At 50.3% G+C, this 15244-nt stretch carries 14 protein-coding genes; 10 read left to right on the forward strand and 4 right to left on the reverse strand.

All coding sequences use genetic code 11. The features are described 5' to 3' along the window. The first annotated feature begins 6 nt into the window (after positions 1-6). The 7 genes from OXH18_RS00840 (at position 7) to ppsA (ending at position 10293) form a co-directional block, all read left to right on the forward strand. Positions 7-1962, forward strand: a complete 1956-nt coding sequence (locus OXH18_RS00840) for a S8 family serine peptidase (protein WP_268610512.1) — start codon at positions 7-9, stop codon at positions 1960-1962. A 121-nt stretch (positions 1963-2083) separates the two neighbouring features. Further along, on the forward strand, positions 2084-3529 hold the full coding sequence (gene pds, locus OXH18_RS00845) for a 15-cis-phytoene desaturase (protein ID WP_268610514.1): 1446 nt from the start codon (positions 2084-2086) through the stop codon (positions 3527-3529). Positions 3530-3700: 171 nt separating this feature from the next. Beyond that, a complete protein-coding gene (gene crtB, locus OXH18_RS00850; RefSeq protein WP_268610516.1) occupies positions 3701-4630 on the forward strand; it encodes a 15-cis-phytoene synthase CrtB in 930 nt (309 codons plus the stop codon). Between the two features lie 160 nt (positions 4631-4790). Further along, positions 4791-5939: a glutamate--cysteine ligase gene (gene gshA, locus OXH18_RS00855; RefSeq protein WP_268610517.1), complete on the forward strand. Its 1149-nt coding sequence runs from the start codon at positions 4791-4793 to the stop codon at positions 5937-5939. A 91-nt stretch (positions 5940-6030) separates the two neighbouring features. Then, positions 6031-6402, forward strand: coding sequence for a DUF2237 family protein (locus OXH18_RS00860; protein WP_268610519.1), 372 nt, complete (start codon positions 6031-6033; stop codon positions 6400-6402). Continuing rightward, complete coding sequence (locus OXH18_RS00865; RefSeq protein WP_268610520.1) at positions 6383-7105, forward strand: hypothetical protein; 723 nt, start codon at positions 6383-6385, stop codon at positions 7103-7105. The genes OXH18_RS00860 and OXH18_RS00865 overlap by 20 nt, the downstream gene beginning before the upstream one ends. Before the next feature lie 659 nt (positions 7106-7764). After that, positions 7765-10293 (forward strand): phosphoenolpyruvate synthase, encoded by a 2529-nt coding sequence (gene ppsA / locus OXH18_RS00870; RefSeq protein WP_268610521.1) that lies wholly within the window; start codon positions 7765-7767, stop codon positions 10291-10293. 21 nt (positions 10294-10314) lie between these two features. Here the strand turns inward: ppsA and OXH18_RS00875 are convergent, their stop codons facing one another. Continuing rightward, positions 10315-11265, reverse strand: a complete 951-nt coding sequence (locus OXH18_RS00875; protein WP_268610522.1) for a core-2/I-branching beta-1,6-N-acetylglucosaminyltransferase family protein — start codon at positions 11263-11265, stop codon at positions 10315-10317. Positions 11266-11632: 367 nt separating this feature from the next. Here OXH18_RS00875 and psb27 point away from each other — a divergent pair, with 367 nt between their 5' ends. Beyond that, the gene (gene psb27, locus OXH18_RS00880; RefSeq protein ID WP_268610523.1) at positions 11633-12031 is read left to right on the forward strand and encodes a photosystem II protein Psb27; all 399 of its coding nucleotides are present in this window, start codon (positions 11633-11635) and stop codon (positions 12029-12031) included. 93 nt (positions 12032-12124) lie between these two features. On the opposite strand, the gene OXH18_RS00885 is transcribed toward psb27, so the two are convergent. From OXH18_RS00885 to OXH18_RS00895, 3 genes are all read right to left on the reverse strand, one after another. Further along, positions 12125-12517, reverse strand: a complete 393-nt coding sequence (locus OXH18_RS00885; RefSeq protein WP_268610524.1) for a RidA family protein — start codon at positions 12515-12517, stop codon at positions 12125-12127. Positions 12518-12643: 126 nt separating this feature from the next. Next, a complete protein-coding gene (locus OXH18_RS00890) occupies positions 12644-13954 on the reverse strand; it encodes a TldD/PmbA family protein (protein ID WP_315874800.1) in 1311 nt (436 codons plus the stop codon). Between the two features lie 71 nt (positions 13955-14025). Further along, on the reverse strand, positions 14026-14226 hold the full coding sequence (locus tag OXH18_RS00895; RefSeq protein WP_268610528.1) for a hypothetical protein: 201 nt from the start codon (positions 14224-14226) through the stop codon (positions 14026-14028). Between the two features lie 374 nt (positions 14227-14600). Between OXH18_RS00895 and OXH18_RS00900 the strand changes: the two genes are divergently transcribed. Together OXH18_RS00900 and OXH18_RS00905 are read left to right on the forward strand one after the other, a co-directional pair. Continuing rightward, complete coding sequence (locus OXH18_RS00900; RefSeq protein ID WP_268610530.1) at positions 14601-14744, forward strand: hypothetical protein; 144 nt, start codon at positions 14601-14603, stop codon at positions 14742-14744. A gap of 277 nt (positions 14745-15021) precedes the next feature. After that, positions 15022-15168: a hypothetical protein gene (locus OXH18_RS00905; RefSeq protein WP_268610532.1), complete on the forward strand. Its 147-nt coding sequence runs from the start codon at positions 15022-15024 to the stop codon at positions 15166-15168. The last annotated feature ends 76 nt before the right edge of the window (positions 15169-15244 follow it).

Raw genomic sequence — 15244 nt, forward strand, 5'->3', positions numbered from 1 at the left:
TCGGTTATGGCCATTTCCCTTACTTGCAGTCGTTTTATTAACATGGTAGGAGCCGCAGTCACGCAGGGCGATCGCGCCATCCGAGCCACTCTTGCCCGTCGCTGGTTTGGATTGGATGGACAAGGTATCACGATCGGCATTATTTCGGACAGTTTCAATGTCTTGAGAGCGGCGCGGCGGGATGTGCGTCAGGGCGATCTCCCCGGTCTCAGCAATCCCAATGGCTACATCCGCCCGGTGCGAGTGTTGCAAGATGCGGTGTTTGGTTCTGACGAAGGACGAGCACTAGCCCAAATCATTCATGATATCGCGCCCGGCGCGGAGTTGCTGTTTCACACCACTGGCAATACTGAACAGGACTTTGCAACGGCTGTGCGATCGCTGACCCATGCCGGAGCCAACATTATTGTCGATGACATTCTGTTTGCCACATCCACCTTTTTTCAAGATGGCATTCCGGCCCAAGCAGTAGATGAAGCAACCCGACGAGGCGTTGTCTATGTCACAGCGGCAGGGAATAATGGCGATCGATCCTACGAAAGCCCATTTCGTGCTGGTCCTCAGTTCACCTTTCGCGGTAGCACCTACGAAGCTCACGATTTTGATACAGGCACTGGCGTGGATCTGTTTCAAGATATTCGGATTCCAACCGGAAATGCGATCGATCTGATTTTGAACTGGGATCAAGCCTCTGGACAGGTTGAAACCGATTTAGAGCTATTCCTCCTAGACCGACCACAGCTACCTGGAACTGGTAGTCGGGTTTTAGATGAAGGCACCCTGTTACGCGGTCGAGAGGCTGATCCGGCTAGACGGGTGGGTTACAGACCTCTGCGGAGCGAAGAAACGGTTTACCTGATGATTGCTCGTCGTATTGAGGGCAATGGCACGGCTCCTAATACCCTCAAATGGATTAGTTTTGCCAATAACCGCGATAACCGCACCAGCTACCAGTACATCACCGATGGTACGGGCAGTTCCACTATCTACGGCCATCAAAACGCCGCAGGGGCTATTACCGTAGGAGCCGTTCCGTTTCGCCAAACTCCTGCCTATGGAAATCGAGCATTGTCTCTGGAACGTTATTCCAGTACGGGGGGAGTTGGCATTCTGTTTGATGCCCAGGGCGATCGCTTAACATCACCGGACGTTCGCCAAAAACCAGATGTTCTGGCTCCAACGCGGGTCAAAACAACGGTGGCAGGCTTTCGATCGTTTTTTGGCACGTCTGCGGCGGCCCCCCATGTTGCGGCGTTGGCAGCACTGATGTTGCAGCGAGCGGGAAGGCACGGGCGCTTAACCCCAGCCCAAATTCTGGCCGCCTTACGCAGTGGGACAATTCCCTTGTCTATTGTGCCCAACAATTTTCCCGATGGCGTAGGCTTGGTGCAAGCAAATGCTGCTGTGTTGCGGGCTTCACTCAATGAGATCATGGGCACCGAAGCAGACGATCGCTTGCTGGGCACCGAAGCGGCTGACAACCTGGTCGGGCGGGGTGGCAACGACCAGTTATTTGGCGGCAACGGCTTTGATGCGCTGTTTGGGGAAGCTGGCAATGATCGATTGCAGAGCGATGGTGGCAATGATTACTTGTTGGGACAGGCGGGTCACGATCGGCTCATTGGGGGACGGGGACGCGATTGGTTGAACGGCGGCGTGGGTGCAGACGAGTTGCGGGGCGATGGTGGCAATGATGTGCTGAGGGGGGGGACAGGTCGTAACCAAGCAGTTGGCGGCAACGGGCGCGATTTGTTTATTCTCGATCGCAACGGCCGCATGAAAATTGCCGATTTTCAACCCCAGCGCGATCGACTGGGGTTGCCGACTGGCTTACCACTTAGCCAGCTATCGATCGAGCAGAACAAGCACTCTACATTGATTAAAGGCTTTGAGCAAACCCTGGCTATTCTAAGCGGTATTCGCAGCGATCAAATAACGGTTGCAGATTTTGTCACGGTTTAGGGGCAGTTCGCGAACTGGCTTTACTAAGGTTTTCTGAGATTAGCCCGCCAAACTGTTACAGATTGCAACATAATAAGATGAGGAATAAGTAAACGTCGGTAGCGCAAAGGAAGTAGCGTTGATGCGAGTTGCGATCGCTGGAGCCGGGTTAGCTGGGCTTGCCTGTGCCAAGTATTTGGTAGATGCCGGACATACCCCCCTCGTGCTAGAAAGTCGGGATGTCTTGGGTGGGTTAGTAGCCGCTTGGAAAGACGAGGATGGAGACTGGTACGAAACTGGGCTTCACGCCTTTTTTGGAGCTTATCCTAATATGCTCCAACTGCTAAACGAACTGGGAATCGAAGATCGGTTGCAGTGGAAGCAACACACCCTAATTTTCAACCAGCCAGAGAAACCAGGGGTGCTGTCGCGCTTTGATGTGCCAGACATTCCAGCCCCTTTTAATGTGATTGCGTCGATTCTGCGTAACAATGACATGCTGACCTGGGAGCAAAAGATCCGCTTTGCTGTGGGTCTGCTGCCGGCGATCGTCCGCGGTCAGAAGTATGTCGAAGCCATGGACAAATACAGCTTGCTGCAATGGTTGCGACGGCAGGGCATTGGCGAACGGGTCAGCAGTGATGTGTTTATTGCCGCATCAAAGGCACTGACATTCATTGACCCCGATCAGGTTTCTGCCACCATTGTGTTAACCGCGCTGAATAAATTTCTGCAAGAGCGCTATGGCTCCAAAATTGCTTTTCTAGACGGCTCGCCTACCGAGCGTTTGTGCCAGCCGATCGTCGATTACATTGAAGCAGGCGGCGGGTCAGTGCAGCTTCAGAAACCGCTGAAAGAAATCTTGCTGAACGAAGACGGCACAGTACGCGGCTTTGCCATTCGTGGCTTAAACGGCGCACCGGACGAAGTCATTACCGCCGATGCCTATGTGTCGGCTACCTCTGTTGATGTGATGAAGGTGCTGCTGCCAGCCGCGTGGAGGTCGATCGAATTCTTCCAAAAGCTAGATGGACTAGAAGGTGTCCCTGTCATTAATCTGCACCTCTGGTTCGATCGCAAGCTGACCAATATCGATCAACTCCTGTTCTCTCGATCGCCTCTGCTTAGCGTTTATGCCGACATGAGCGTCACCTGCAAAGCCTATGAAGATCCCGATCGATCGATGCTGGAGTTGGTATTAGCCCCGGCAAAAGACTGGATCGATAAGTCCGATGACGACATCATCACCGCCACCATGCAGGAAATTGAAAAACTTTTCCCGCAGCATTTTAAGACGGACAACCCAGCCAAGCTGCGGAAGTATAAGGTAGTGAAAACGCCGCGATCGGTTTATACTGCCTCTCCAGGGCGACAGGCCTATCGCCCTGATCAAATCACACCGATCGAAAACTTTTTCCTGGCGGGTAGTTACACCATGCAGCAATACCTTGGCAGTATGGAAGGAGCCGTGTTGTCTGGTAAACTAGCGGCTCAAGCAATTATCAGTCGGTTGTCCGTTAGTGCTCCATCTTCAGTTGCATCTAGGATTGGGTCTGAAGCGGATTCATCTACGCTTCTAACTCATTAAGAATCTACCGAATCTTGTTCGGTGAGCCAGGAGTTGTTCGTGTTGTGATCCCTCTCCATAGGAGAATAACTAACAGGCAAGTAGTGAAGGGCGACGGGTTTTCTGAACAACTTCCTGCCTATCGCCCATTGCTAATTGCTTTGCCAAAACTAACCCTCCGCTTGCGATGTGATGCTGCAATTGCCTGAATCTCCCCGTGTATCTTCTTTGGACTCCTTAAAGGATGCCTACGAGCGTTGTCGCCAAATTACGGCCGAATTCTCCAAAACGTTCTATCTGGGCACTTTGCTGATGCCAGAGGAGAAGCGACGAGCAATCTGGGCGATCTATGTTTGGTGTCGGCGCACTGATGAGCTAGTCGATGGCCCACAATCGGAATTAGCCACCGATGCCACCCTAGATCAGTGGGAGCAAAACCTAGAGTCTATCTTCGCCGGACACCCGATCGACGATGTGGATGTAGCTCTGGTTGATACGCTGGAACGATTTCCTGTTGATATCCAGCCCTTTCGTGACATGATCGAGGGGCAGAGGATGGATCTTTACCGCAACCGCTATGAAACCTTTGAAGAACTGCATCTCTACTGCTACCGAGTGGCAGGTACGGTGGGGCTAATGACGACGCCTGTCATGGGTGTAGATGAAACCTGGAAAACCGCTCCGTGGCATCGCGATCAACCAACTCCCAACCCAGAACCGGAAGCCGTAGCATTGGGCATTGCCAACCAACTCACCAACATTCTGCGAGATGTAGGCGAAGATGCCCGACGAGGGCGAATTTATTTGCCGCTGGAAGATTTGGCCCGATTTAACTACACCGAAAAAGATTTGTTCAACGAAGTGGTAGACGATCGCTGGCGGGCCCTAATGCAATTTGAAATCAAGCGGGCCCGCAAGTTTTTTGCTGAAGCTGAACGTGGCATTCGCCTACTTAGCCCCGATGCTCGCTTTCCGGTGTGGGCAGCGCTGATGCTTTATCGCGGCATTCTCGATGCGATCGAACGTAACCACTATGATGTGTTTCGCCAGCGGGCCTATGTGCCGGGGTGGCGCAAATCTCTCTATTTGCCGTTGGCTAAGTTGAAGGCTGAGGTACTCTAAACCAATTGAGGTTGGTGCTTGGCTATTGGCACAATTCCAATCGCTTTCTGCCCAAAAACTAGTAGAAGTTAGCCTCCAAACACGCTAATTCTATAGCAGGATGTATTATCTCGCTCATCCCCGATACTAAATAAAGGAGATCACACAAGCGAGGGGAGCTATGCTATCGAAAGGATTTGAAATTGAAATGTATACAGGGACACCACAGGGAGAGGTGGTGGGCTTATCTGACAAGATTGTGTCAGCACTCGATGGCTTTGTGCGCGAACCCGATAGCCGCAATGTGGAATATACAACGGCTCCTCTCTGTCGCTACGATCGCTTGTTGTGTGAGTTAGTGCGACCTCGGCAGCGCTTACGTGCCTATCTGAAGCAACTGGGAAACTATACGCTCATTCCTGGCAGCACCTTGGCCTTGGGTAACACCGATCGCTTCTTCCGCTCTGACCCAAGCAATCCTTATCATGATTTTATTGAAAAAACTTATGGCACCACGGTGGTGACAGCCAGTGTGCATATCAACGTAGGCATCAGCGATCCAGAAACCCTGATGCGGGCTTGTCGGCTGATGCGTGTCGAAGCTCCCTTGTTCTTAGCCCTCAGCGCGGCCTCTCCCTTCTTAGGCGGTGAGGTGACGGGCAATCATTCTACCCGCTGGAGCGTCTTTCCCAAAACTCCGGCTTCTGTCCCTCTGTTTGATAGCCATGCGCACTACATCCGCTGGACTGAAGAGCAACTGGTGCTGAAAACGATGCAGAATGTTCGGCATTTGTGGTCATCGGTGCGACCCAATGGCGATCGGCGTCCCTACAGTCTCAACCGCCTAGAACTGCGCATTTGTGATTTGGTCAGTGATCCGATCGCGCTGTTGTCCATTACGGCTCTGATGGAAGCCCGGCTACTGCAACTGATTGCCGATCCGAGCCTCGATCCGCTGACGGCCAGTCATTTACCGGCTGCCACCCGTGCCGAGGATTTGGTCACTCTGACGGATGCAAACGAAATGGCCGCCGCCCACCACAGCCTAGATGCAGAACTGCGGCACTGGCAAGATGGCCGCCCGATTGTGGCTCGTGACTGGATTGAAGCGCTATACCAAGAAATATGGCCAATCGCCAAAAAACAAGGCTTTAGCTGTTTCCTTACCCCCGTCAAGAAAATTTTGCGAGACGGCAATGAAGCCCAACGTTGGCTAAAACTCATCGAGCAAGGGCTGGACGTACCAGCGGTTGTGGCCCGATCGATTCAGACGACCCTAGAACACGAATTGAGCTTGGCAGATGAATTGTGCCAACCAATTGCTGCATAACCAAAAAATCAGATGAAGATGCAACAAACTGTTATAGGATTCCGGGCGCGATCGATAGGATAAAGAATACAGTCGTTGAAGGATAGAAACTATGACCGAGGCCCGCAATGTTCTAGGAGGAACCCTTGAACTGTGCTGCACTGATCCGATGACCGGATACTATCGCGATGGCAAATGCAATACCGGCGGAGGCGATATGGGGGCGCATGTTGTCTGTGCCCAAGTTACGGAAGAGTTTTTGGCGTTCACCCAATCACGCGGTAATGATTTGAGCACCCCTATGCCCATGTTCAACTTTCCTGGCTTGAAACCCGGCGATCGCTGGTGTTTGTGTGCCTCTCGTTGGAAAGAAGCGCTCGATGCAGGGGTTGCGCCACCAGTTGTCTTAACTGCCACTCATGCCTCAGCATTAGAGTATGTGTCCCTTGAAGAGTTGAAGCGTTATGCAGTTGATTCGGTTTAAGAAAACGTTACAACAAACGGTCTGTACCGATACGCCTAGTTGGAATGAGTCTGCTGGAACTAGATTGTCTCAAGTTCCAATGTCTCAAACCTCCCCTAACGTTTCTCGAAAAGTTTTGCCTCGGTCTTGCGGGTTGATGTCGTGGGGAATGTGGTTATTCCCGGAAGCAACCAATCTAGCCGCATTAAGCAGCACTCTGATTATCGTCGGCGTTCTGAATCTTGTAAGTTTGCCAGGATTGAGCGCGCCCAGTCCTAGCCTAAGCCACAACCTCGATCGATCGACCGCGATTCCTGATCCTCTACAACTAGCTCAAACAATTCCGCTGAATTTGGAAGGGCGTCATCCCGATGATATTGCGGTGCGGGTTCAAGGCATTCGGTTTGTTGAAAACAGCATTGTGCTTAATTTGGAAATTGTCAACGGTTCTGATATTGCCATTCACCTTAATAGCGGCGATCCCCAGCAAGGCATGGTGCTGCGGGATGATGTGGGCAATCGATATAACCTGGTTACTCCTGAAAGAAATTCGTCGATTGGGCTACTGGCAGGCGAAACCTTGACTGAGGAATTCACGTTTACTGGGCCGGTGTCTTCATCGGCAACATCGCTCACACTGATTACTAATGATCAAGCAGGACAGACAGATGTCGTGCCCACGATCGTACCTAAGATTGTGATTTCTGGTATTCCAGTCAAATAAGCTGCCTCTGTCTAACACCCTCTAATTTTTCAGCGACCTTCGACATCAGGAACGTTCTCGCCTCTGCGGAAGGAGACAGAACTGATGCACTCATCTTCTCAATAGTTCAATTTTCCGAAGCTAGGGAACTTCAATTGAGTTCTCCTACAAATAGGAGAACTCTTGGGTCGCTAGGGGGGTGGCAACTGCTGAATCGCATAAGTCCTACGCAAGTCCTATAATAGATGGAACCCATGAACGTTGAGTATGCTTTGCTTGCAAGCAACTTTTGATGTGGTTCAGCATTACAGCAGAGTTAACCCCTAGATGCATTGAACTGTGCTAAATTCAGCACTCTCTGCTTCATTCAACTTAATAAAACTCAGGTGGTTTCACCAGCTTCTCCAAACTTTTCTTTAAGAATGGTGAAGGTTTAGCTTTTCCTATTCATCCTATCGGAATCGTCAAACTCAATCCCTATGTTGGTGCAGTCCTTGCTTACCGTTATGAACTGAGTGCAGATTCAATTCAAGGCTCAAAGTCAAGGCCCAAAGTTGTCTCTTTCCTGGTTGATCGATTCTGGTTGTAGTTGTGTCATTTCGGTCGGTTTCTGCTAATCACATTTTTGATTTCAAACGCTTTATTTTTTATTTCAAGTTCATTGGTGGGAGAAATCTTGCATGTATACCGCTAAACAATCTGAAGACAATCTAAATTTAGAACAAGGTTCTAGAGAGCAAGCGTTGGTTTTGTGGTACGAAGAGGTTGGAATTGATGATATCCATTTAGTGGGTGGCAAAAATGCCTCGTTGGGCGAAATGATTCGTCAGCTTGCGTCTCAGGGTGTAAATGTTCCGACTGGGTTTGCCACTACCGCCTATGCCTTTCGCTACTTCATGGAGCGGGCTGGATTGGACGATCGCTTGCGAGAGTTGTTTTCAGACTTGGATGCCGAAAACCTCAGTAATTTGCAAGAGCGAGGACGGCAGGCACGAGCCATGGTTTTGCATACCCCATTTCCGCCTGAATTAGAAACCGCCATTATTGAGGCATATACGAAACTGTGCGAACGCTATGGAGCCAACGACAATGATATTTGCGATCGGCTGACATCCCACGAGCTAGAGGCCTATCGAGATTACAATTGCGGCGTGGATGTAGCAGTTCGCTCCAGCGCTACGGCCGAAGACTTACCCGATGCCAGCTTTGCTGGTCAACAGGAAACTTATCTGAATGTGTATGGAATTAAGCCTGTATTAGAAGCTTGTCACCGTTGCTTTGCCTCTCTGTTTACCGATCGAGCCATTTCCTACCGCGCCATCAAGGGTTTTGATCACTTCGACGTGGCGCTATCGGTGGGGGTGCAAAAGATGGTGAGATCGGATTTGGCCACATCAGGAGTCATGTTCTCAATCGATACGGAAACAGGCTTCAAAAATGCGGCACTTATTACAGCGGCCTATGGCTTGGGTGAGAATGTGGTGCAGGGAGCGGTAACACCGGACGAGTATCTGGTGTTCAAACCAACGCTGAAAGAAGGCTTCAGACCGATTCTCGACAAACGCTTGGGCAGTAAAGAGATCAAGATGATCTACGATGAGGGCGGCGGTAAGCTAACTAAAAACGTACCCGTACCCAATCGCGATCGAACCAAGTTTGCCCTCAGCGATGACGAAATTATTACGTTGGCCCGCTGGGCGTGTATCATCGAAGACCATTACTCGGCGGTGCATGGTTCCTACAGCCCGATGGATGTGGAGTGGGCTAAAGACGGACAAACAGGCGAGTTATTCGTGGTGCAGGCGCGACCAGAAACTGTGCAATCGCGGCGATCGAGCAATGTGCTGCGGCAATATCGCTTGCTAGAAAAGGGCGAAATTCTGGCTACGGGGCGAGCGGTCGGTGATTTGATTGGGCAAGGGCAAGCGCGCATCATTCAAGACATTGAAAAGCTGGCTGAATTCCAAGCGGGGGAAGTGCTAATTACCGACAAAACTGACCCTGACTGGGAGCCGATCATGAAGAAAGCCGCGGCGGTAGTCACCAAACATGGAGGGCGTACCTGCCATGCTGCCATCATTGCTCGAGAACTGGGCATTCCAGCGATCGTCGGTTGTGGCAGTCGGCTGGATGATTTAAAAGATGGGCAAGAAATTACGGTTTCCTGCGCCGAGGGTGATGAAGGTCAAGTGTATGCAGGGTTGCTGCCCTTTGAGGTCGATGAGGTACAGCTAGAAAGCTTACCGGAAACGCGCACCAAAATTTTGATGAATGTAGGCAATCCGCAAGAGGCGTTTGGGCTGGCTTCGATTCCAAGTGATGGGGTTGGGTTGGCGCGATCGGAGTTCATTATTGCCAATCACATCCAAATTCACCCCTTGGCCTTGCTGCACTTTGAGGAGTTGCAGGACAAAGCTGCTAAGTGGGACATCAGCAATTTGACGGAAGGCTATGACAACAAAGCCGATTACTTTGTCGATAAGCTGACGCGGGGCATTGCCATGTTGGCGGCGGCTTTTTATCCCAAGCCCGTAATTGTGCGCATGTCTGATTTGAAGAGCAACGAGTACGCCAATTTGATCGGGGGGAAACAATTTGAACCGCACGAAGAAAACCCAATGATGGGCTGGCGGGGGGCGTCTCGTTATTATGATCCGCGCTATGCGGAAGCGTTTGGCCTAGAATGTACGGCTCATCGGCGCGTTCGGGAAGATATGGGGTTAACTAACGTGATTCCCATGATTCCTTTCTGTCGCACACCTGAAGAAGGGCAACGAGTCTTAGCGGAAATGGCCAAACATGGTCTGAAACAGGGCGAAAACGGGTTGCAAGTTTATGTCATGTGCGAATTGCCCAGCAATGTGGAACTGGTGGATGAGTTTGCTCAAATCTTTGATGGGTTTTCAATCGGCTCCAATGACCTGACACAGCTAACCTTGGGACTCGATCGCGACTCAGATTTAGTAGCACACTTGTTCGATGAGCGCAACGAAGCCGTGAAGCGCAAAATTCGCCGAGTGATTGAAACCGCGAAGCAATTCAATCGCAAAGTCGGTATTTGTGGACAAGCTCCCAGCGATTATCCCGATTTTGCTGCATTCCTCGTAGAATTGGGCATTGATTCGATCAGCCTCAACCCAGACTCGGTGCTGAAGATGCTGCTGGAGGTGGCCAAGACCGAAGCAGCGATCGAACAACGGGAAAGATAGCCCCCTTAAGTCTGCCAAACCCTAGCTTGCTTGAATGTCCGTTGGCAAGCCTGATGCCGTCCCCAACACTCGCCGATCCAGCCAGTCCAGCACCGTACTGTCGATGGCTGGATCGAATTTGCGGGCAAAGAAGGCCCCAGAGGCCGCAATCCGATCTAAATCTTTCATTGTCAGGATACAGGGGAGACCTCGTTCGTTGTGGGCAACGTCAATAAAGAAATGCTGCTTACCACTGAGTGTTAGATCGGGATTGTTTGCTAGCACTGTGTGGGGGTAAACTTCGCTCGGTACATTCATGCGGCTGAAATGTAGCACCACGTTCGGATGCGATCGGGTGAATTCACAAAGATAAGTGGCTGCTCGGTAGGATAGAGTCATATAGTACGAGCCGCCAAATAGCGGGAATGTAGCTCCAATGATGCCCGATCGATCGCGTAATCCAATCTGTAAGGCATAGCTAGTATCAAAACGCACCCAAGGTTGAACCTTGTGTAGCGCTACCCGCATCGCTCCTAACACCTTGCGCCATACCCGTGCAGGTTCCCTACGGGTCAATCGCCAGTAGTACTGATAATGATAGCGACCGTGGGCTTCGTCGTAGGGCCAGATGCCGCCACCGCGCCCTTGAACATCGAAGACTTGACGATGATCGATAAAGGCATCTACTTGGGACTGCTCCAATGAACTCACAAACTCGCGCAGCGGCCGCACAGGGTAGCACTGTCCGGTTAAATTAATGACCCAATCAAAACGAAGCCCAATTTTCTGCGCATAGTCAAGGGCAGCTAAATAAGAAGCCGGAAGTGAAAAATCAATCCGGCTACCATTTGAAATATTCACAATGTAAACATCAGTCAGCCCTTCAAACGCAGCCCTCTCCAGGATGAATGCTTCCCGGTTATGACTGATCAAAACGACTCCCGACGGGTCGGACTGTCGAATCACACGCACAAGCCGAACAATTTGAGGCAAGTTTTTAAATGTTTGGATTAGGTACAACACCCGCATGAGTGACCCCTATGTACGAATGACAAATTTCTATATGAATGACAAATACACGTTTGATTGAGAACACGTTGTGGTTTGATTTGTTCCCACCATAAACTGGCTCTTCTTGATCGACCATGATTTAGCCAGCATCTTCTTTAAATCATCATTAAATCTTGATTAAGTTCTGATTTAGGTGAGCACCTGTTAATGACGAGATGACTTGAGGCTCTCCCCGCAAATCATCCTCAAGCTCTCAGATCACGATACAATTTGTAATAAATCTCTTGATCCCCCTCTTACGCTAAAGCGGGATCATGGTAAACATGATGGCGCTCTCTACTGAGGTTTTATGAAAACAATTTTGTCTCGTGTTCTTGCTCTAGTGCTGGTTTGCGTTATAGGTCTCATGGGTTGCTCGGCTTCACCTGCTGGCATGTCCGGGGACTATCGCCAAGACAGCCTTGCTCTCATTGAAACTCTCAGAGGAGCGCTGGAGTTGCCTGACGATTCGCCTGACAAAACTTTTGCCCAAGCTGAAGCTAAGCAGAAAATTAATGACTTCATCTCGCGATATCGTCGGGATAATTCTTTGTTGAAACTAGGCTCTTTTACCACCATGCGCACCGCTTTAAATTCGCTGGCGGGACACTACACTTCGTATCCGAATCGCCCAGTACCACAGAAGTTGAAGAATCGGTTAGAACTGGAATTTAAGCAGGTAGAAGCTGCCCTGCGGCGAGAAGCTTAGAGGTATTGTCTCGTCAATCTTGCAAGGGTCAATTTTGCAGTGTTTGGAATGATTGATTGAGGGGCGGGACAGTCTCGCCCTTCTCTATTCAGCTTATGCTTTGACCGCAATACATTCAATCTCAACCCGTACATCTTTGGGCAACCGAGATACTTCTACACAGGCGCGGGCCGGAGCCGTCTCTTCGGCAAAGTATTTAGCATATACCGCATTCATCGCTGCAAAATCATTCATATCTGCCAAAAACACTGTGGTTTTAACCACATCACTGAGTCCAACCCCTGCGGCGGTCAAAATCGCTGTCAAATTAGCGATCGACTGCTCAGTTTGTTGGGCAACATCATCGTCGCCGACAATTGTGCCCGTGTTGGGATCGAGTGGAATTTGCCCAGCGACAAAGATAAACTGCCCCGTCGCGGCGATCGCTTGATTGTATGGACCAACGGGAGCAGGGGCTTGATCTGTGCGAATTACATGAGGGGCCATAGGACGGAGTTTCGTAAATATGAATATAACTGCGATCGTTAACTGTAGCGGAAATAGAGTCAATACGGTGCTTTAAAAACGCTACAAAATAGGGCTGCACAACAAAGAGGAGTGCTCAAGCTTGCGTTAAAGTCTGCCGGTAGTTGACAAACCCTCGACAATCACAGAAGGCGTGTAGCAAGAGCCATTCCATTCTGCATCGCTTCCCATAGCTACTAAATTTTTCAGCGCAGCATATACATTACCAGCTACCATTGTGTCCTTTACCCGTCCAACAACTTCCCCTTTTTCAATGCGATAGCCCAAATCGACGTTGACCGAAAAATCGCCCGACATCCCGGCTACGTCTCCGAGCATTTGATCGACAATGATGCCTTGATCCAAGGATTTGATTAGCTCGGCAAAGGTCATCAACCCCGGCTGAATCACAAAGTTATACAAGCCAGGTGTAGGATAGCTGCCCAAGCTGGGGCGGAAGCCATTGCCCGTTGTGCCACTGCCCAAAGCTCGTCCGATCGTTCGATCGGTATAGAAAAGCTGCAATATTCCATCTTTAATAAATGTGATGGGTTGGGTGGGGGTGCCTTCGTCATCAAACGGACAGCTAAAGGGTCCATGGTCGGGCTGTTGAGAAATGGTAATCTGGGATGACAACACTGGTTCCCCAAGCCGATCGCTCCACGGTGACGCTCGCTCTACTACTTGTTTACCGTTCATAGCCGCTTGAACGGTGCCCCACAGCATATCAGCCGCTTTGGCAGTAAATAGAACGGGGATTTTGCCGATCGGCGGAGCTACATTAGTTTGAGCCCATTCAATGCGCTGAATAATTTGGTCTACGAGCAGAACCGGGTCAAGCACATTCCGCTGAGTTTGGCCATCGGAAACGCTGAGGAAGTCTTCTCCTCGCACCCATTCCGCCGAAAGATAGCAGCTTAAGGTGGTATCAGTATAGCCGCAATCGACTCCTGCTGAGCTAATCAAGCGAATGGTTTCAACATCACATTCCCATTCTGCGGTGCAAAGAATTTCTGGATAGGAATCGCGAATTAACGCGATCGCCTCTTGTCCCCAATGCACCAATTGTTCTACTGGTACAGATTCTCCTAAATCAGGATAGTGTTTGTGCGACGCAGGCGATAATTCAATTGTTTCTGGTTCATTGAGTTGACTAAGCGCCAACGCCCGATCGACCAACAACTGCGGTGTCACGGCTCCATAGGCAACTGCCAGACCTGGACGCCCTTGACGCCAAAGCCGCAGAGCAATGCCCTCTGATTGGGATGTTTCTAGTTGTTTAAGTCGATTAGCCTCAAAAAACACGGGACGAGAGAGCGACTGCGATTGAAATACTTCGGCCGCATCTGCCCCCGATCGCATGGCCAGTTCCAACAGTTCCTCTGCTGAAGCCGCTGGTTGCGAGAGATCAGAGTCCATCATCAGTGTGAGTCGTACCGAAACGAAAGGAACGAAACTATCAGCTACGAGCAAGCTAGCCGTGGCAACTATCAGCAGAATAATTGGCTAGTGACCGATAGCGATTGACTAATTCCAGAGAAAGCGCTCTGCACGATCGCTGATCGATCGTGCACTCGATTTCGATCGCTCGATTCGATCGAATGCTCATTCAGCGTTTCGCAGAGTTGCGCCAACACTCGGGAACACAATCGAGCCAACAGTAAAACACTAACCAACCGCCTAGATGACAAGTCCCTGCTAGCTAAAGCTACCTAATATCTTCCGGGATCATGGTACTTTACGCCAGTCTCTACTTCTACCGCTACGATCGCCTGCGTTGGAAGGTGGTAGTTTTCTCAAGAAAGCACTCGATCTCCACTAAGCGATCGTTGAGTTTGGTTTCCTGCTCAGTCGAGCAAGCGCGAATGTGCCCTGCAAGTTCTTTCGAGCCATTGTAGGAAGTGATGTGCTGAGTGTTGAAGCTCTCAAGAAGCTCTCAAAATGAGTCTCAATTAAATCAATCCGATGATTGACCGTTTGAATTTGGGTTTGAAGTCTTTCTCGAACCGCAAAAATCTTCCACAGTGTCCCGACAATCGGAATCGAGAAGGCAACGAAGGTGAGGATGGCAATCGTCATTTCGGGATTCATAGCTACTCAGCCAGTGGGAGCCATCCCAGTACCAGGTCAGGCGATCGAACGGGTCCAGCCATCGTCTATGGAGATAGGGGTTGTTGGGACGATCGGCGCTTTCTATGCGGTAATGTAGCGGACCTGATGCCGTTTATCTAACAGCAATGCCTCAATAGTTTTGACTATCTGTTCTTTGAGTTCCTCAATGTTGATAAAGCTTCTTTTTATCATGTCTGGATTAATTCAGAATCTAATCGCATTCATTACCCGTGTTGCTTCCGCAGAAGAGTAACAGTTTACAATCACTTTTGAATTATCTTTTAAAGTGAAAATGTTTTCCCATACCCTTTACGATAGCTTGGCAACATAGGCTTTATGCCTGCATTACCTTTTGTTCTAAGGAGGGTGAGAGATTGGAATCGGGAAAGGGAGTAGTTACCCATCCGATCGCGGGCGTCGGGATGGGGTGGGAATCGGGGCAGGGCTATCGGGTGTCGCTGGGTTCAGCGTTAATCCGGGTGATTGAAAGGTGGGTTCCCGCCGGGCACAGTCACCCCTAGCAGGGTGCTAGGAGCCGAGTTGGAAATGGCTAGCCGAGTTGAGCTAGTGCTAGGAATTGCGTAGGTAGGCATTAGG

Origin of the sequence: Thermocoleostomius sinensis A174 (assembly GCF_026802175.1) — a bacterium.
Taxonomy (GTDB): Bacteria; Cyanobacteriota; Cyanobacteriia; order Elainellales; family Elainellaceae; genus Thermocoleostomius; species Thermocoleostomius sinensis.